The sequence below is a fragment of the Psychrobacillus sp. FSL H8-0484 genome, from assembly GCF_038005325.1.
GTDB lineage: Bacteria > Bacillota > Bacilli > Bacillales_A > Planococcaceae > Psychrobacillus.
This window is the reverse complement of sequence record NZ_JBBOSZ010000001.1, coordinates 3013950-3030237: the sequence shown is the minus strand read 5'-3', so window position 1 is coordinate 3030237 and position 16288 is coordinate 3013950. Positions and strand designations below refer to the sequence as shown.

Here is a 16288-nt window from a genome sequence, read left to right as displayed (position 1 = left end):
ACACAGTTGTTATAATAAAACTTGTCTTTCATTAATTATTCAAGTCTAGTGATGATGGCGAAGAGGTCACACCCGTTCCCATACCGAACACGGAAGTTAAGCTCTTCAGCGCCGATGGTAGTTGGGGGTTTCCCCCTGCAAGAGTAGGACGTCGCTGGGCTTGCGATAAGTACATAATAGTAACTTGTTATGAATTATATTACCCAGGAGGATTAGCTCAGCTGGGAGAGCATCTGCCTTACAAGCAGAGGGTCGGCGGTTCGAGCCCGTCATCCTCCACCATATATTTACTCCTGCCGGAGTAGCTCAACTGGTAGAGCAACTGACTTGTAATCAGTAGGTTGAGGGTTCAAGTCCTTTCTCCGGCACCATTTCTTTCGAGCCATTAGCTCAGTTGGTAGAGCATCTGACTTTTAATCAGAGGGTCGTAGGTTCGAATCCTACATGGCTCATCACTTTTAAGTGAATTATGTATGCGGGTGTGGCGGAACTGGCAGACGCACTAGACTTAGGATCTAGCGCCGCAAGGCGTGGGGGTTCGACTCCCTTCACCCGCACCATTTAATTTAATAACCGAGCGGAAGTAGTTCAGTGGTAGAACACCACCTTGCCAAGGTGGGGGTCGCGAGTTCGAACCTCGTCTTCCGCTCCAAAGATTCATTTAAGTGCCGGGGTGGCGGAACTGGCAGACGCACAGGACTTAAAATCCTGCGGTAGGTGACTACCGTACCGGTTCGATTCCGGTCCTCGGCACCATTTTTTAAAAAAAGAATTTAAGCGCCCGTAGCTCAATTGGATAGAGCGTCTGACTACGGATCAGAAGGTTGTGGGTTCGACTCCTGCCGGGCGCGCCATATATATCGGGAAGTAGCTCAGCTTGGTAGAGCACTTGGTTTGGGACCAAGGGGTCGCAGGTTCGAATCCTGTCTTCCCGACCAGTTATTATTACATTTGGGGCCTTAGCTCAGCTGGGAGAGCGCCTGCCTTGCACGCAGGAGGTCAGCGGTTCGATCCCGCTAGGCTCCACCAAATAATATTAAATTATAAAAAATATCATGGCGGCGTAGCTCAGCTGGCTAGAGCATTCGGTTCATACCCGAAAGGTCGTGGGTTCGACTCCCTCTGCCGCCATCTTAAGGACCTTTAGCTCAGTTGGTTAGAGCAGACGGCTCATAACCGTCCGGTCGCAGGTTCGAGTCCTGCAAGGTCCACCAACACAATAATACGGAGGAATACCCAAGTCTGGCTGAAGGGATCGGTCTTGAAAACCGACAGGCGGGTCATACCGCGCGGGGGTTCGAATCCCTCTTCCTCCTCCATTTTAACTTGTTGTTAGTGGAATTAAGAAAAAGATTGTCTTAATAAAAGCTTTGACGTATATTATTGTCGCGGGGTGGAGCAGTTCGGTAGCTCGTCGGGCTCATAACCCGAAGGTCACAGGTTCAAATCCTGTCCCCGCAACCAAATGGTCCCGTGGTGTAGCGGTTAACATGCCTGCCTGTCACGCAGGAGATCGCCGGTTCGATCCCGGTCGGGACCGCCATTTTTTTTGAAAATACATATGTGGCTCAGTAGCTCAGTCGGTAGAGCAAAGGACTGAAAATCCTTGTGTCGGCGGTTCGATTCCGTCCTGAGCCACCATAATAATGCGGGTGTAGTTTAGTGGTAAAACCTCAGCCTTCCAAGCTGATGATGAGAGTTCGATTCTCTTCACCCGCTCCAAATAATGGGCCTATAGCTCAGCTGGTTAGAGCGCACGCCTGATAAGCGTGAGGTCGATGGTTCGAGTCCATTTAGGCCCACCATTATTCCGAAGTAGCTCAGTGGTAGAGCAATCGACTGTTAATCGATTGGTCGTAGGTTCGAGTCCTACCTTCGGAGCCATATGGGGAAGTACTCAAGTGGCTGAAGAGGCGCCCCTGCTAAGGGTGTAGGTCGGGTAACCGGCGCGAGGGTTCAAATCCCTCCTTCTCCGCCATATGTTGGCCCCTTGGTCAAGCGGTTAAGACACCGCCCTTTCACGGCGGTAACACGGGTTCGAATCCCGTAGGGGTCATATTTTTAAGTGGAAAGTAATCACTTGCTTGATTACTTTTTTACTTCCAAGTAGCTAGTATGGCTAAAGGATTTTATTTATAGATTTAGGTCATACAGCTATTATACACACAATAATACGGAGGAATACCCAAGTCTGGCTGAAGGGATCGGTCTTGAAAACCGACAGGCGGGTCATACCGCGCGGGGGTTCGAATCCCTCTTCCTCCTCCATTTACAACTTATTGTTTGTTGATGAAACACTTAAAAAATAGTTTAGTATATTCTTTTTGAAATGACACTTTTAATATTATTGTCGCGGGGTGGAGCAAATCGTCAAACGAAGATGACGATTAACACCGATGCAGGCAAAGCCGAAGCAGGTGTCCAACTTTCTTCGAGCGTAGTAAAACTTAAACTGCAAGTATAATATTGTCGCGGGGTGGAGCAGTTCGGTAGCTCGTCGGGCTCATAACCCGAAGGTCACAGGTTCAAATCCTGTCCCCGCAACCAAATGGTCCCGTGGTGTAGCGGTTAACATGCCTGCCTGTCACGCAGGAGATCGCCGGTTCGATCCCGGTCGGGACCGCCATTTTTTTAAAAATACATAAGTGGCTCAGTAGCTCAGTCGGTAGAGCAAAGGACTGAAAATCCTTGTGTCGGCGGTTCGATTCCGTCCTGAGCCACCATAATATGCGGGTGTAGTTTAGTGGTAAAACCTCAGCCTTCCAAGCTGATGATGAGAGTTCGATTCTCTTCACCCGCTTAAATTAATTGGTCTATGCACAGTTAGTTAGAGTGCACGCTTCATAAGTGTGAGGCCAAGGATTCGATTTCGAATCATATGGGGAAGTACTCAAGTGGCTGAAGAGGCGCCCCTGCTAAGGGTGTAGGTCGGGTAACCGGCGCGAGGGTTCAAATCCCTCCTTCTCCGCCATATATTTGGCCCCTTGGTCAAGCGGTTAAGACACCGCCCTTTCACGGCGGTAACACGGGTTCGAATCCCGTAGGGGTCATCATTTTAAAGAAAAAGGTAATCATTCATTTGATTATCTTTTTTTTTGTAGAAAAGTATGGATATTTATTTTATATCTTTCTTCAGTAGTTGATTTCTATTAAGCTTACTCTACTTGGAATAACTTTGTTTGTGGAGGCAAGAAAGATATGAAATAACAGGACCAACTCTTTTAATTCACCATTTAAGAAGCAAATTTTATAATTATTCCACCAGTAAATGCCTTAATGATTGTACTGATTAACAAAGTGTTTGCAGCACCGGCCATGAATGATGTATTCGTGATTAATAAATGGAACAAGTGAGGATCAACAGAAAGCGTACTAACCCTATTAAGTACGAAAACCTTCCCTAAGCTTAAAATGACTATAATCCGAAGGATTTGTCTTACATATAAATTGGAGCTGATATGCGCGGATTCTACCGCAAATTATATGCTAAAAAACAACAGTAAAATATAATAGCGTCTTCAACTAAAAATGCTAGGAAGGTATATACCTTCCTAGCATTTTTATTGTTCTACTTAGATGAAATACCCTATAAGTAAGCCTATTCCAAGTAAGAAAACAAAAATAGTATTTGTGAGTGCAGTATCTTTCATTGCAAGCCCGACCTCTAGAGGGTTTTCTTTTTCTTTAAATAGTTTTATTGCATGCATTGGTTTTTTTATACTTAACAGTACAAGTAAAGCAAATGGAGTAACAACTTGCATCAAGACTAAACCTACTATCCAAAGGTAGGAAATGATAAAGAAGGAAGACAAAACCTTAATGGCATTTTTTCTTCCGACAAGAATTGCCATAGTTTTTCTGCCACCTTCCTTATCTTCCACTAAATCTCGAATATTGTTAGATAGCATGATAGCCGCTACAAGCAACGCACTTGGTATGGAGATTAAAATGGCTGAGTTAGGGATCGTACCAACTTGAATGAATGTTGATATAAGAACAATTAACATTCCCATGACTACACCACTAAATAGCTCCCCAAACGGAGTATATGCTATCGGGTAAGGTCCACCAGTATATAAATATCCTATTAGCATACTAACCGCTCCTACAACTAGTAACATCCAGGAAGACTCGTAACAAATATAGATACCTAGTAATGCTGCAACTCCGTATAGTAATAATGCTAATTGCATGACTGTTTTCGGTTTAACACCGTTTCGAACGATTGCACCGCCAATACCAACCGACTCTTCACTGTCTAGACCGCGTGCAAAGTCGTAGTATTCATTAAACATATTTGTAGCAGCCTGTATAAGCAAACAAGCAAATAACATAGCTAAAAATAATAGCCAGTTAATATTGGTGTCATAAAGAGCAATCATTGTTCCTAAAAATACCGGAGCAAATGAAGCAGTTAATGTATGAGGTCTTGTTAATTTCCACCAAATCCGCCAACCCTTATCGGCTTGAAGTTCATGTGACATAGGTTTTTTCTCTCCTTTAAAAGAATCAACCTCAATTTTAGCACATATTTGTTGCTAAATGTGTGCCGAAAAGTGTAGAAAGAGGTATGATTAAAGGTAGAGTATTTTAATAGATAAATTTATCAGTAAGTTATATTTACGGAGGTCATATTTATGCCGAAAACCACCGGTCAAATGAAAACAACATTACGTTTTTATACAGAAACAATAGAAGTATCTAGATTGTCCGCACATGCATTTTTTGAGGCGGGGGACGAATCTTATAAAGGAAAACGTTTTTTCTGGCAAAATAAAGAGAAGACTTTTACTTTAGTTGGATTAGGACACGCTCATATTTTCTCGAATGAATTAGAAGATACACGATACAGTGACATTGCAACTAAATGGAAAGAGATATGTCAAACCTCGTTAAAAGAGAAAGTGGATGTATCTCCAATCCTTTTTGGTGGCTTTTCCTTTGATCCAAAAAATAAGATTGCTTCTGAATGGGATACATTTCCTTCTAGTTTTTTTGTTGTATCTACATTTCAGTTGGTGATCAAAAATGAACAAGCTTATGTAAGTATTAATTATATTACAAATGAAGAAGAGAGTTCAGAAGCATTTGAACGATTACGTATGGAACGTGATGCCTTAATACACACTGCACAAGTAAAAGAACTTAAGGTCCATGCAAAACCTAGTTTAATCGGAAGAGAAGATCGATTGAAAGATGAATATTTGCAAGCGGTGGAAGAAGTTACGAGTCAAATTCGAAACAATGTAGTAAATAAAGTAGTAATTGGCCGATCGTTAAAGCTGACGTTCGACGATACATTTGCTTCCTCAACAGCTATTTATAATGCATCGATGGAGCAACCAGAAAGTTATTTATTTGGGTTAGAAAAAGATGATAAAATCTTTTTTGGTTCAACACCAGAGCGATTAGTAAAAGTAGAAAATGGACATGTTCAATCAGCAGGTCTTGCTGGTTCTGTTAGACGCGGAAAAAATTCCATGGAAGATAAAGAACTTGGGGATAGTTTACTTTCCGATCGTAAAAACTTAGGGGAACATCAATTTGTAGTAGATATGATACGGAAAGTATTTAACCAATATTGTGAAGATGTAAAAATTCCATCTAGACCAAAACTAATGAAAATAAGAGATATTCAGCATTTATTTACTCCTATTGAAGGGAAAATAAAAAAAGAGGCTTCCTTGTTTGAGTTTGTAGAATCTTTGCATCCTACACCTGCACTAGGTGGAGAACCTCGGAGAGAGGCAGTAGCTATTATTAGAGAATCGGAACAGATGAATCGTGGGTATTACGCAGCACCAATTGGTTGGATTAATGCAGAAGGCGACGGAGAATTTGCAGTTGGAATTCGCTCTGCATTACTAGAAAATCAACATGCTTATTTGTTTGCGGGCGGAGGAATAGTTGCGGAATCCTCCTCATTAGAGGAATTTGAAGAAACAAGAGTGAAGTTTCGACCAATGCTCCGAACACTTGGAGGAAATATGAATGAATAATATGGAGTATTTGACGTCTTATGTCAATCAATTTGTAGAAACAATAAAAAGAACAGGTGTAGAAGATGTGGTCATATGTCCAGGCTCTAGATCTACACCATTAGCATATGCATTTGCAAAAAGTGAAGGTTTTCAATTTTATCGTCAAATTGATGAACGTTCAGCTGGTTTTTTTGCATTAGGAATAGCAAAAGCAAAGAAAACGCCAGTTGTTTTATTGTGTACATCGGGAACAGCTGCCGCCAATTTCTTTCCTGCTATAGTGGAAGCTTATTATGCGCGGGTTCCATTACTTGTTGTTACAGCGGATCGCCCACATGAGTTACGTGAAGTAGGAGCACCTCAAGCGATTGACCAAATCCATCTGTTTGGAAAGCATGTAAAGTGGACTGTCGATTTTCCAATTCCGGAGGATAATGAAGAAAGTCTACCTTTTATAGAACGTCATATCTATCGTGCTGTTTCTACATCAAAAACTTCCCCTATGGGTCCAGTTCATATTAATGTGCCATTTCGCGAGCCCCTACTTATCAATTTGGATCAGCATCATTCTGCGTTACAAGTTAGTAAGGTGGAAATGGGGCAGCTTGTACCAGGGGAAGAGTTTATTCATTGGTACAAGGGTATTTTGCAAAAAGAAGAGAAGGGTTTATTCATAGTTGGTGATTCACTTCATACAACGGAAGGTTTTTGGGAATTTGTTAAAACGGTCCAATGGCCGGTATTGGCAGATCCATTATCTAATTTACGTAGCTCCGTTCCGGAAGATTGTATGCATTTATGTATTGATCAATATGATGCGCTGTTAAAAGAGAGTTCATTTAAAGAAAATGTTGTTCCGAATGTTGTCGTTCGATTTGGAGCACAACCAGTTTCAAAACCGCTCACACAATTTTTAAAAGCATGTAAACCAACCGTGTTTATAGCAGTAGATGAAAGTCCTATTTTCCGTGATTCTCTTCATATTGTGACGCATCATGTTCAAGTAGAAGCAACATCTTTATGGATTCCAATCCAAGATAAGCAAACGTCTAATTACTTAGAAAATTGGTCGAAAGCGAATGAAATTGCTACGACTCATATCCAAGCTTATTTAGAAATGGAAGAGGATGAAGGGGCACTTGCAGGTACATTATTCGAATCGCTACCAAACGGTGCGGATTTATTTGCAAGTAGTAGCATGCCAATTCGCGATGTAGATACATTTTTCAATAAAACATCCAAAGATATTCAAATTTACGCAAATAGAGGAACAAACGGAATAGATGGCGTTGTTTCAACTGCATTGGGTGTACAAGCAGCTACCGGTCGTCAAAGTTTTTTACTTATTGGTGATTTAGCTTTTGTACATGATGTGAATGGTCTAATCGTAAGTAGATTCCAGCAAACTAATATAACCATTGTTGTGATGAATAATGATGGGGGAGGTATATTCTCTTATTTACCTCAATCTACTGAGAAAAATTATTTTGAGCATTTATTCGGAACTCCAACAGGTCTTGAATTTTCGCATATTGCAGCAATGTATGATGCTCAATATGATGCGGTTCATACAAAAGAAGCATTTAAACATGCTTTGAATCAGACTAAAACAAAAGATGTGCGTATTATAGAAGTGTTTACGAATCGGCAAGTTAATACAGAAACGCATCGAAAACTATGGTCTGCCATTTCTAAGGAGTTAGACTCGATTTGGAGAGCATGAATGTAAATGTTCATAATATAAATATGCATATGAAAAGATATAATATAGGAGCAAAAGAAAAAGTTATATTTCTCCATGGGTTTACTGGATCTAGTGATACATGGAAGGAAGTAATAACGTATCTTCCTTCAACAGTGGAAGTACTAACAGTTGATCTAGTCGGACATGGACAATCATCTAAGCCAGAGCAGATTAAACCATATACTACGGAAGAACAAATAGAAGCACTACACGAATTATTACTCCAACTGAAGTGGAGTAATTTTACACTTATAGGCTACTCTATGGGAGGTAGATTAGCGCTCGCTTATGCTTCTAAATATCCTGTGGCCAAGTTAATTTTGGAGAGTAGTTCTCCAGGTCTAGCAAGTGAAGATGAGCGAGTAAAAAGAAAGCGTGCAGATGAGTTGCTTGCAGAAAGAATTACAAACGATGGAATTGTCTCTTTTGTAGATTTTTGGGAAGGTATTCCTTTGTTTCATTCACAAAAAAGCTTATCACTCGAAAAACAGCAAAAAATACGAGCAGAAAGACTTGCGGGATCCGAAGTTGGGTTCTCGAATAGTTTGAGAGGCTTTAGTACAGGCGTGCAACCTTCTTATTGGGACAAGCTAGTGAATATCAAGAATCCAACCATTTTAATTACTGGAGAGTTAGATCAAAAATTTTATGACATAGCAAAAGAAATGCAAAAACTTTTACCAAATTGTCATCATAAGCAAGTTAATGATGTGGGACATGCAATTCATGTGGAAAATGCCGAATTGTTTGCTACAATAGTAAAGGATATAATTTTGAAGGAGGATGAATGATGACTCGTGAATGGACAACATTACGTACATATGAAGACATTAAGTATGAGTTTTATAATGGTATTGCAAAAGTAACGATTAACCGTCCAGAAGTGCGAAATGCATTTCGACCAAAAACAGTGATGGAGCTAATTGATGCTTTCTCTCGTGCTCGCGATGATCAATCGATCGGGGCAATTATTTTAACTGGTGAAGGTGAGCATGCATTCTGTTCAGGTGGGGATCAAAAAGTACGTGGACATGGTGGCTATGTTGGGGAAGATGAAATTCCGCGTTTAAACGTATTAGATTTACAAAGATTGATCCGTGTTATTCCTAAGCCTGTTGTGGCGATGGTAGCTGGCTATGCAATTGGTGGCGGACATGTTCTTCACGTTGTTTGTGATTTAACCATTGCTGCGGACAATGCAAAATTTGGACAAACAGGTCCTAAAGTTGGTTCGTTTGATGCTGGATATGGTTCTGGTTATTTAGCACGTATTGTTGGACATAAAAAAGCGCGTGAAATTTGGTTTTTATGTCGCCAATATGATGCACAGCAAGCACTTGATATGGGCTTAGTAAATACAGTGGTTCCATACGCACAATTAGAAGACGAAACGGTTCAATGGTGTGAGGAAATGCTAGAGATGAGCCCAACTGCTCTTCGTTTCTTAAAAGCAGCGATGAATGCGGATACAGACGGATTAGCTGGTCTTCAACAAATGGCTGGAGATGCTACACTTCTTTATTACACAACTGAGGAAGCAAAAGAAGGCCGCGACGCATTTAAAGAAAAACGTAAACCTGATTTCGGTCAATTCCCACGTTTTCCGTGATTTAGCACGATGCAAAATCTGGAAGCAAATACGCAGGGCGAATTTGATATTAATGAAGCTGTCCTTCTCTAGGGCAGCTTCTTTTTCTAAAGGAGATAATGGTATTCAATGTATCCCAATCTATTATTGAAACGTGCAAGTTTAACACCCAATCGAATTGCATTACGGTTTTATGAGAAAGAATGGACATTTGCGCAAGTCTATACAGAAGCGAATGTATTTGCAGAAAAGCTTCGAACAAAAGGCATTTTACCCGGAATGAGAGTTGCTATTTTAGCATCATCTAATCCTCAGCTAGTGGTTGTATTACACGGTTGCATCCAGCTTGGTTGTGAGTTAGTGATGCTAAATGAAAGACTGACAGAGGAAGAACTGAGCTATCAATTGCAAGATAGTAATGCCGACTCTTTATTAGTAGATTCTTTTGAAAAAAGAAATTTAGCATACCCAAATAGGCTTTCTTTTGAAGATGTACATCTTGCAGAACAAACTGCTATTGAAATGGAAAAAGAGTGGCTAAAAGATCGTACCATTACGATCATGTATACGTCAGGAACGACAGGTAATCCGAAAGGTGTTCGACAATCACTTGAAAATCATGTGATGAGTGCGACTGGTTCTGCACTAAATTTAGGTGTACAGCCACATGATTGCTGGCTATGTACAGTGCCGTTATTTCATATTAGTGGCTTTTCCATTTTAATGCGTTCTGTGCTATACGGAATGACTGTCCATCTTCATACAAAGTTTGATGCGGAAAAAGTTGTAGAGGACATTTTAAGTGGTACTGTCACGGGAATGTCCGTCGTTGCAGTAACACTTGAAAGAATTATTACAGTACTTGAAACGAAAAATCTATCCTTCCCAAATACATTTAAATCCATGCTCGTTGGTGGAGGACCAGTTCCATTAAATTATTTAGAGAGAGCGATTAAACGAAATATTCCAGTGTTACAAACATACGGAATGACGGAAACTTCCTCTCAAACCACGACATTATCCAGCGAAGATGCTATTCGGAAATTAGGTTCTGCAGGTAAACCGTTATTTTTTGCCGATGTGCGTATTGATGGGGAAGAAAAAATCGGAGAAATTTGTATTAAAGGTCCTCATGTGACAAAAGGGTATATTGGTGCTTCTGAATCAAGAAATCCATTAGTTGATGGTTGGCTTCATACAGGAGATATGGGGTATATAGATGAGGAAGGTTATTTATTTGTTGTGGATCGTCGTTCTGACTTAATTATTTCTGGTGGTGAAAATATATATCCAGCAGAAGTAGAGCAAGCATTAGTTAAACATCCAGCGGTGAAAGAAGCAGGTGTTGCTGGAAGGTCAGATGACAAGTGGGGGCAAGTACCTGTAGCATTTGTAGTTTTAAAGGAAGATACTGGGGAAGAAGAATTGAATGCTTTTATGAAGACACAAATTGCTTCATATAAACAACCTGTGTCTTATTATTTTGTGGAGCAGCTTCCTAGAAATGCATCGAACAAATTGATGAGAAGAGAATTTTTCAAACATATAAAAGACACTTAGAATTCTAAGTGTCTTTGTGTCATTTTAATACAGTTTTTAATGTTTCAAGATTTTTATTCATTAGAGTAAAATACGTTTCCTCATTAGTAATATCTTCTTTCGAAAGCACGCCTAAGTTATGAAGAACTAAGCTTTTCGCACCAACCTCATGTTGAATCACTTCTGTTAGTTTAGAAGATACATTTTGTTCAAATAAAATGTACTCTATATTTTTTTCTTTCGCTAAATCAATAATTTTTGTTAATTCTTTTTGAGAGGGTTCATCTTGAGAATTAAGACCTGCCACTGCCACTTGCTCTAACCCATACGTATTAGCGATGTAACCAAAAGCGGCATGTGATACGAAGAATGTCTTATTAGTCGCATTATGGGCCATTTCTTCAAAGTTAGCATCTAGTTGTTGAAGTTCAGCGATTAAAGATTGGTAGTTTTTTTCAAACGTCTCTTTTTGATCTGGAGCAGCCTCTATAAGAGAGTTTTTAATAGACAAAGCAAGGCTTTGACTAATTTTCGGAGACATCCATACATGTGGATCTATTTTGCCATGGTCGTGTCCATCGTGACTGCTGTCCTGATGTTCTTCCGTTGCTTCATCATGCATCTCTTCTTCGCCTTCATGCTCATGCTCATCATGGGAGCTTGCTTCTAATTGATCATCCGAAACTTCATCAATCGTTGCAATCATTTTCACTTGTTCATCCGCTAATGTTTTTTTAGCATTTTCCACAAATCCTTCAAGTCCCAAACCTATGTAGAAAAATAAATCTGCATCTGCTAATGCAATCATATCTTTTTGAGTTGGCTCAAATGTATGTTCATTTGCTCCAGCAGGATAGATAGAAGATACAGTTACCTCTTCACCACCTATACGCTCTGCAAAATATTGTAAAGGGTATACGGTCGTATAAATTTGGAGATCATTTTCTTCTTCATTAATAGATTCTTCTTTATTTCCACAAGCCGTAAGGAATAATAAAAAGAATAATAAGCACACTAATGTAATGCGTTTCATATAAACTCACCTTTTCTAAATAGTAATGATTACGTTTTAAAAACAGAGAACTATATTAGCTTACAGTAGTTTGTGTAAAAAGGCAAGAAAAAATAGCCTTTGATTTATTTTTTCTTCAAAGGCCATTCTTCTGGGACTGGATCTACTCCACCTTCATGAAATGGATGACATTTAGATATTCTTCTAATGGTTAAATAACTTCCTTTAAGTGCGCCATGTTTTTGAACAGCTTCCACCCCGTAATGGGAGCATGTAGGATAAAAGCGGCAGCTGGGAGGGGACAAAGGAGAAATAAACTTCTGATAAAAGCGAAAAATACTTATAATAATATGCTTCATTTAAATATCCAGGTCCTTAGGTTTCGGGTCAATTTTCAATGGTTTTTCATTCATTGCCAATTTATATAAAAATGTAAAGCCAAAAATACTCAGTAATATTGCAGCGCCTAAAATCCAAAATACCATATTGCTTCACTCCAGTATAAGTTTCATTATTTTTATTGTATGAAATTAAAAGGTATATGAAAAGTGAAAGCAACTATTATTACAGGGAGAGTGACAACTTTATGTCGACAGCATTAAATAATGAATTAAACAAGCAAGTGGCAACATGGTCCGTTATGTATACAAAGTTGCACAATTTTCATTGGTATGTGAAGGGATCATCTTTCTTTACCTTACATGCAAAATTTGAAGAACTTTATAATGAAGCGACTTTAAATATGGATGAAATTGCGGAGCGCTTATTAACTTTAGGAGCAAATCCAGTAGCAACCTTAAAAGAGCACTTAGAGCTTTCCGAAGTTAAGGAAGCGAACAATAAAGAAACTGCAGATAAAATGGTTGAAATAGTCGTAAAGGACTTTGATCTAATTATGAAATCACTTAAAAAAGGGATGGATGAGGCTGCAAAAGATGAAGATGATATGACGGAAGATTTGTTAAATGCAATTTATCAAAAGATAGAAAAACATCAGTGGATGCTAAATGCATTTTTAGGTGATTCAAACAAATAAGTCAAAAGACCAACAATTCATGTAATTGTTGGTCTATTTGTGATATAAGTCACATCTGAGTACACTCTCTTTTGTTATGCTTGAATTAAGCAATGAAAGGAGAGATAAGCATGAATAACGGAATAGGAATTGCATTGGGGTTATTGTTTATAGGAACAATCATAGGAGCTGTGATGCTAACAGACAAAATGAGCGTAGAAATACCCGAACAGCAAGTAGCATCCTCAAACGGTGAATCTAGCAAAGAGGTTCTTGCTTATAACCCACCAAGTATGGAAGACGTACCAGAAGGCCCATTGGGGGAAGCTATTACTTATGGTTACGACTTGGTGAATGAAACATATTCTGTGGCGGATCCTTATGTAGGAAATAACTTATCATGTACAAGTTGTCATGCAGGAGCTGGATTAGATCAAAATTCATCTTCACTCGTTGGAGTCACAGCTGTTTATCCACAATATATAGAGCGTTCAGGCAAAATTGTGACAATAGAAGATCGTATTAATGGGTGTATGGTAAGAAGTATGAACGGGGAAAAATTTGAGGCAAATAGCGAAGAGTTAAAAGCAATGGTAGCATATTTTACATATATTTCAGAAGGAATTCCAGTTGGAGCCGATATCCCGTGGAGAAATACAAATTCTATGGATGACGTGCCTACTCCAAGTGTTTCAAGTGGAGAAGAATTATTTCAACAATCATGCATAGCTTGTCATGCTGGAGACGGAGCTGGGACTGGTCCAAATACTGGGCCGGCTTTATGGGGTGATAACTCTTTCAATGATGGAGCGGGACTTGCACGTATTTCAAAAATGGCAGGGTATATAAAAAATAATATGCCAGCAGGTGGAGAAGGAACATTAACAGATCAAGATTCTGCAGATTTAGCAGCTTATATATTATCTCAGGATCGACCAGAATGGAAAAATCACGATAAAGATTGGCCAAATGGTAGTAAGCCGAAAGATATAATGAACAAAGAACTTCGTGAAAAAGTGAAAGATGGAACAGTAAACTGGGACGAAGTATTGTCTAAGAATTAATAAATTGTTAGATTAGCCGATAATATGCATGTAAGAAGGAGGAATGACTATGGACATTAATTCCATTATGTCTTCTCAGTTAATGCAGCTACAACAAACCGTTCAAATGAGTGTGTTGCAAAATGCACTAAATATGGAAACGGTTGCTGCAGTACAACTTTTAGAAGATATGCCTCAAGCATCGCATCCTTATAAAGGATCGGTTGTAGACGTTCAAGCTTAATTGTAAAAAAGTATGCCCCAATTTTCTTGGTGCATGCTTTTTTACTTTTTACGCATACTACGTTAAAAGGATGTGTGAAAATAATGACAGTAAGCAAAGTGTACGTATCTGTTGTCCATCGAAAAGTGTATGCTTATCCCGATGAATCTCCTTGGGAATTTGAAATAAACGCAAATCAGGAAATTATTCCTGTGTTTGACAAGCTTTTCGACCAACTAAATGTTGTAGAAATAAAAGATTTTTGGCGATCACATATTCCGATCAAGCTTTATCATCATGATAAAGAAAATGATCAATATGACATAAGAATGAAGAAAGTATATGCGTTGATTCATGAATTTTGCAATCCTGAATCCAGATCATTTATCGAGCAACTACCATATTTTCAAGAAAGGAGGATGGAGTTCGTTGAGTAAAAACATTAACCGAAAAGGAAACGAGAACTCAAATTATCGTAATATCGCTCCTTTATTAAAGCAATCCCCTCAAATCAAAACAAAAGTAAATATTGCACAAAATAGAGAAGAAGGAAATGGACATTACAAATTAGATCAAGAAAAGGATTAAGTAACAATAAAGACTTAGCATTATTGCTAAGTCTTTTTTCCAAAGAATAAGAAAGTATATAATTTTCCGTTCGATAAATACTGCTGATTTCCGTTCCAGGCGGACGCTTTCCGCGGGGTGAGCGATGAGCCATCACCGTAGCTCACGCGTCCGTTGTGATGTCTCATCTGTCTCACTCATCCCGCTGGAGTCGCCACCTTCCACTACAATCAAGTAAATGTTTTCAAATCAATCATAAAAGAAAGGACAACTAAAAGATAAGGAAGTATATAGTTTTTGAGTGCATAAAGTCACTGGTACTTTGAACGATAGGAATATGCAGTGGGTTGTATAAAAGGTAAGGTAGAGGGGATGGACCTGTTAGCTAGCGAGAATCTTTAAGAAGAGCATTTCTGCTAATTTTCTTATACTGGTAAAGAGTATATGACTAAAATAGTTAGCATCTATTGTATAGAGGAGCATTAGAGCACCCGAAATTGCATCTTCGGGTGCTTTCTTTATGAGTTGGAAAGCATCTTTTCACTCATTATCCAAAAAGATCTAAACCTTATTCGTACTGTTGAAGGAGGGCGACGGACAGACAAACGCCATAAGATTACCAAGAAAAGAGAGGCTGGTCGTGACGTAAGTCACGACCAGCCTCTCTTAAAAATCAATCGGTAATGATATAGCAATAAGTCTGTCCAAAGACCTCCGAAAACGATGCAAAACAGGTTTTGCACTTAAAGGGTGCAATGCGCTTTTCTAGTTTATAATAGGCTTAGCAGTTCGTCTGCGGAAAGTGAGCGGATTTTGAGCGGTTAACTACATAATCGTATAACAGAGCCAAGCCATTTAGTAAGATTTAACTTACACCAAAAACCGAAAAGTAGGAGAAATTATGATAAGACAAATTATTTTATTAATAGCACCTACTGCCATGATATTCGTAGGTCTACCAATTTTAGATAATGTCACAATAACCTTTTTTCTTTTTTACGGATGGTTATTGTTTATTCCCCTTATAGTTACTTATTGGAACAAAGAGTTTAGGTATCCTCTCCAACTTCTTTTTTCCAAAAGGTCAATTGTTGTGGGGATTAGTAGCGGGTTAATCTGTTTATTGGCGATTTATGGCTTCGTCGCTATTCATCAATCGTCTGTTTTGGATATAGCGCAATTACGCAGACAGCTTATTGAATGGGACTTTATAGGTCGAAAGGTTATATTGCTTATATTAGTATTAATTCTTATCAATCCTATTTTGGAGGAGTTTTATTGGAGAGAGTTTATATACAATCGAATTTTTCCTAAAATGGGTAGTGTAAAAACTATTGTAATTACTTCTTTTTTCTATAGCTTGTATCATCTTATGGTTGTCATAGAGATTTTTAGTTTTCCATTCAATGCATTGGCAGTTATTCCAGTATTTCTTGCAGGCATAATGTGGGGGATTTTTCGCTTCCTATTAAATTCTATTACCGCATCCATTATTAGTCATTGTCTCGCTGATATTGGAATCATGCTCGTGTATTGGAATATTATTCTTTAATCTACTTTTACGTATGTTACACTT

General features: G+C 38.9%; 15 protein-coding genes, 27 tRNA genes and 1 rRNA gene. 39 read left to right on the top strand and 4 right to left on the bottom strand.

What is annotated here, in order from left to right:
• The first annotated feature begins 44 nt into the window (after nt 1-44).
• From rrf to MHH81_RS14680, 28 genes are all read left to right on the top strand, one after another.
• Nucleotides 45-160: ribosomal RNA gene (gene rrf, locus MHH81_RS14815) — 5S ribosomal RNA — on the top strand.
• A gap of 46 nt (nt 161-206) precedes the next feature.
• Nucleotides 207-282, top strand: a tRNA-Val gene (locus MHH81_RS14810).
• A 13-nt stretch (nt 283-295) separates the two neighbouring features.
• A tRNA-Thr gene (locus MHH81_RS14805) sits at nt 296-371 on the top strand.
• 8 nt (nt 372-379) lie between these two features.
• A tRNA-Lys gene (locus MHH81_RS14800) sits at nt 380-452 on the top strand.
• Between the two features lie 23 nt (nt 453-475).
• A tRNA-Leu gene (locus tag MHH81_RS14795) sits at nt 476-560 on the top strand.
• Between the two features lie 17 nt (nt 561-577).
• Nucleotides 578-652 (top strand) — tRNA-Gly (locus tag MHH81_RS14790).
• A gap of 15 nt (nt 653-667) precedes the next feature.
• A tRNA-Leu gene (locus tag MHH81_RS14785) sits at nt 668-756 on the top strand.
• 21 nt (nt 757-777) lie between these two features.
• A tRNA-Arg gene (locus MHH81_RS14780) sits at nt 778-854 on the top strand.
• A 7-nt stretch (nt 855-861) separates the two neighbouring features.
• Nucleotides 862-938 (top strand) — tRNA-Pro (locus MHH81_RS14775).
• Nucleotides 939-953: 15 nt separating this feature from the next.
• Nucleotides 954-1029: transfer RNA gene (locus MHH81_RS14770), tRNA-Ala, on the top strand.
• A 28-nt stretch (nt 1030-1057) separates the two neighbouring features.
• Nucleotides 1058-1131 (top strand) — tRNA-Met (locus MHH81_RS14765).
• A gap of 6 nt (nt 1132-1137) precedes the next feature.
• Nucleotides 1138-1214 (top strand) — tRNA-Ile (locus MHH81_RS14760).
• A gap of 12 nt (nt 1215-1226) precedes the next feature.
• Nucleotides 1227-1319: transfer RNA gene (locus tag MHH81_RS14755), tRNA-Ser, on the top strand.
• 68 nt (nt 1320-1387) lie between these two features.
• Nucleotides 1388-1464 (top strand) — tRNA-Met (locus MHH81_RS14750).
• 3 nt (nt 1465-1467) lie between these two features.
• Nucleotides 1468-1543 (top strand) — tRNA-Asp (locus tag MHH81_RS14745).
• 22 nt (nt 1544-1565) lie between these two features.
• Nucleotides 1566-1641: transfer RNA gene (locus tag MHH81_RS14740), tRNA-Phe, on the top strand.
• A 7-nt stretch (nt 1642-1648) separates the two neighbouring features.
• Nucleotides 1649-1722, top strand: a tRNA-Gly gene (locus tag MHH81_RS14735).
• 6 nt (nt 1723-1728) lie between these two features.
• Nucleotides 1729-1805: transfer RNA gene (locus tag MHH81_RS14730), tRNA-Ile, on the top strand.
• A 4-nt stretch (nt 1806-1809) separates the two neighbouring features.
• A tRNA-Asn gene (locus MHH81_RS14725) sits at nt 1810-1884 on the top strand.
• A gap of 3 nt (nt 1885-1887) precedes the next feature.
• Nucleotides 1888-1978 (top strand) — tRNA-Ser (locus tag MHH81_RS14720).
• A gap of 6 nt (nt 1979-1984) precedes the next feature.
• Nucleotides 1985-2056, top strand: a tRNA-Glu gene (locus MHH81_RS14715).
• A 119-nt stretch (nt 2057-2175) separates the two neighbouring features.
• A tRNA-Ser gene (locus MHH81_RS14710) sits at nt 2176-2268 on the top strand.
• A 202-nt stretch (nt 2269-2470) separates the two neighbouring features.
• A tRNA-Met gene (locus MHH81_RS14705) sits at nt 2471-2547 on the top strand.
• Nucleotides 2548-2550: 3 nt separating this feature from the next.
• Nucleotides 2551-2626, top strand: a tRNA-Asp gene (locus MHH81_RS14700).
• Nucleotides 2627-2647: 21 nt separating this feature from the next.
• Nucleotides 2648-2723 (top strand) — tRNA-Phe (locus MHH81_RS14695).
• A gap of 6 nt (nt 2724-2729) precedes the next feature.
• Nucleotides 2730-2800, top strand: a tRNA-Gly gene (locus tag MHH81_RS14690).
• A gap of 80 nt (nt 2801-2880) precedes the next feature.
• Nucleotides 2881-2971 (top strand) — tRNA-Ser (locus tag MHH81_RS14685).
• A gap of 7 nt (nt 2972-2978) precedes the next feature.
• A tRNA-Glu gene (locus MHH81_RS14680) sits at nt 2979-3050 on the top strand.
• A gap of 522 nt (nt 3051-3572) precedes the next feature.
• Here the strand turns inward: MHH81_RS14680 and MHH81_RS14675 are convergent.
• On the bottom strand, nt 3573-4484 hold the full coding sequence (locus MHH81_RS14675) for a 1,4-dihydroxy-2-naphthoate polyprenyltransferase (RefSeq protein ID WP_340922503.1): 912 nt from the start codon (nt 4482-4484) through the stop codon (nt 3573-3575).
• 153 nt (nt 4485-4637) lie between these two features.
• Here MHH81_RS14675 and MHH81_RS14670 point away from each other — a divergent pair, with 153 nt between their 5' ends.
• The 5 genes from MHH81_RS14670 (at nt 4638) to MHH81_RS14650 (ending at nt 10873) form a co-directional block, all read left to right on the top strand.
• Complete coding sequence (locus MHH81_RS14670; protein ID WP_340922501.1) at nt 4638-5999, top strand: isochorismate synthase; 1362 nt, start codon at nt 4638-4640, stop codon at nt 5997-5999.
• Entirely contained in the window at nt 5992-7704 is a 1713-nt protein-coding gene (menD, locus tag MHH81_RS14665) for a 2-succinyl-5-enolpyruvyl-6-hydroxy-3-cyclohexene-1-carboxylic-acid synthase (protein WP_340922499.1), read from the top strand. Before MHH81_RS14670 ends, menD begins: the two co-directional genes overlap by 8 nt.
• Nucleotides 7701-8516: a 2-succinyl-6-hydroxy-2,4-cyclohexadiene-1-carboxylate synthase gene (gene menH / locus MHH81_RS14660; protein ID WP_340925267.1), complete on the top strand. Its 816-nt coding sequence runs from the start codon at nt 7701-7703 to the stop codon at nt 8514-8516. The genes menD and menH overlap by 4 nt, the downstream gene beginning before the upstream one ends.
• Nucleotides 8516-9334: a 1,4-dihydroxy-2-naphthoyl-CoA synthase gene (gene menB, locus MHH81_RS14655; protein ID WP_340925264.1), complete on the top strand. Its 819-nt coding sequence runs from the start codon at nt 8516-8518 to the stop codon at nt 9332-9334. The genes menH and menB overlap by 1 nt, the downstream gene beginning before the upstream one ends.
• Before the next feature lie 108 nt (nt 9335-9442).
• Complete coding sequence (locus MHH81_RS14650) at nt 9443-10873, top strand: o-succinylbenzoate--CoA ligase (RefSeq protein WP_340922497.1); 1431 nt, start codon at nt 9443-9445, stop codon at nt 10871-10873.
• Nucleotides 10874-10892: 19 nt separating this feature from the next.
• On the opposite strand, the gene MHH81_RS14645 is transcribed toward MHH81_RS14650, so the two are convergent.
• The 3 genes from MHH81_RS14645 to MHH81_RS14635 all read right to left on the bottom strand — a co-directional run bounded on the left by MHH81_RS14645 (nt 10893) and on the right by MHH81_RS14635 (nt 12349).
• Nucleotides 10893-11885, bottom strand: coding sequence for a metal ABC transporter solute-binding protein, Zn/Mn family (locus tag MHH81_RS14645; RefSeq protein WP_340922495.1), 993 nt, complete (start codon nt 11883-11885; stop codon nt 10893-10895).
• 104 nt (nt 11886-11989) lie between these two features.
• On the bottom strand, nt 11990-12223 hold the full coding sequence (yidD, locus tag MHH81_RS14640) for a membrane protein insertion efficiency factor YidD (protein ID WP_340922493.1): 234 nt from the start codon (nt 12221-12223) through the stop codon (nt 11990-11992).
• Nucleotides 12224-12349: a hypothetical protein gene (locus tag MHH81_RS14635; RefSeq protein ID WP_340922491.1), complete on the bottom strand. Its 126-nt coding sequence runs from the start codon at nt 12347-12349 to the stop codon at nt 12224-12226.
• A 101-nt stretch (nt 12350-12450) separates the two neighbouring features.
• Between MHH81_RS14635 and MHH81_RS14630 the strand changes: the two genes are divergently transcribed.
• The 6 genes from MHH81_RS14630 (at nt 12451) to MHH81_RS14605 (ending at nt 16264) form a co-directional block, all read left to right on the top strand.
• The gene (locus tag MHH81_RS14630; RefSeq protein ID WP_340922489.1) at nt 12451-12900 is read left to right on the top strand and encodes a Dps family protein; all 450 of its coding nucleotides are present in this window, start codon (nt 12451-12453) and stop codon (nt 12898-12900) included.
• 110 nt (nt 12901-13010) lie between these two features.
• A complete protein-coding gene (locus MHH81_RS14625) occupies nt 13011-13943 on the top strand; it encodes a c-type cytochrome (RefSeq protein WP_340922487.1) in 933 nt (310 codons plus the stop codon).
• Nucleotides 13944-13992: 49 nt separating this feature from the next.
• Complete coding sequence (locus tag MHH81_RS14620; RefSeq protein WP_340922485.1) at nt 13993-14166, top strand: putative motility protein; 174 nt, start codon at nt 13993-13995, stop codon at nt 14164-14166.
• Nucleotides 14167-14249: 83 nt separating this feature from the next.
• On the top strand, nt 14250-14582 hold the full coding sequence (locus tag MHH81_RS14615) for a transposase (protein WP_340922483.1): 333 nt from the start codon (nt 14250-14252) through the stop codon (nt 14580-14582).
• Nucleotides 14575-14733, top strand: coding sequence for a hypothetical protein (locus MHH81_RS14610; RefSeq protein ID WP_340922481.1), 159 nt, complete (start codon nt 14575-14577; stop codon nt 14731-14733). Before MHH81_RS14615 ends, MHH81_RS14610 begins: the two co-directional genes overlap by 8 nt.
• Before the next feature lie 880 nt (nt 14734-15613).
• Entirely contained in the window at nt 15614-16264 is a 651-nt protein-coding gene (locus MHH81_RS14605; protein WP_340922479.1) for a CPBP family intramembrane glutamic endopeptidase, read from the top strand.
• Nucleotides 16265-16288: the final 24 nt, after the last annotated feature.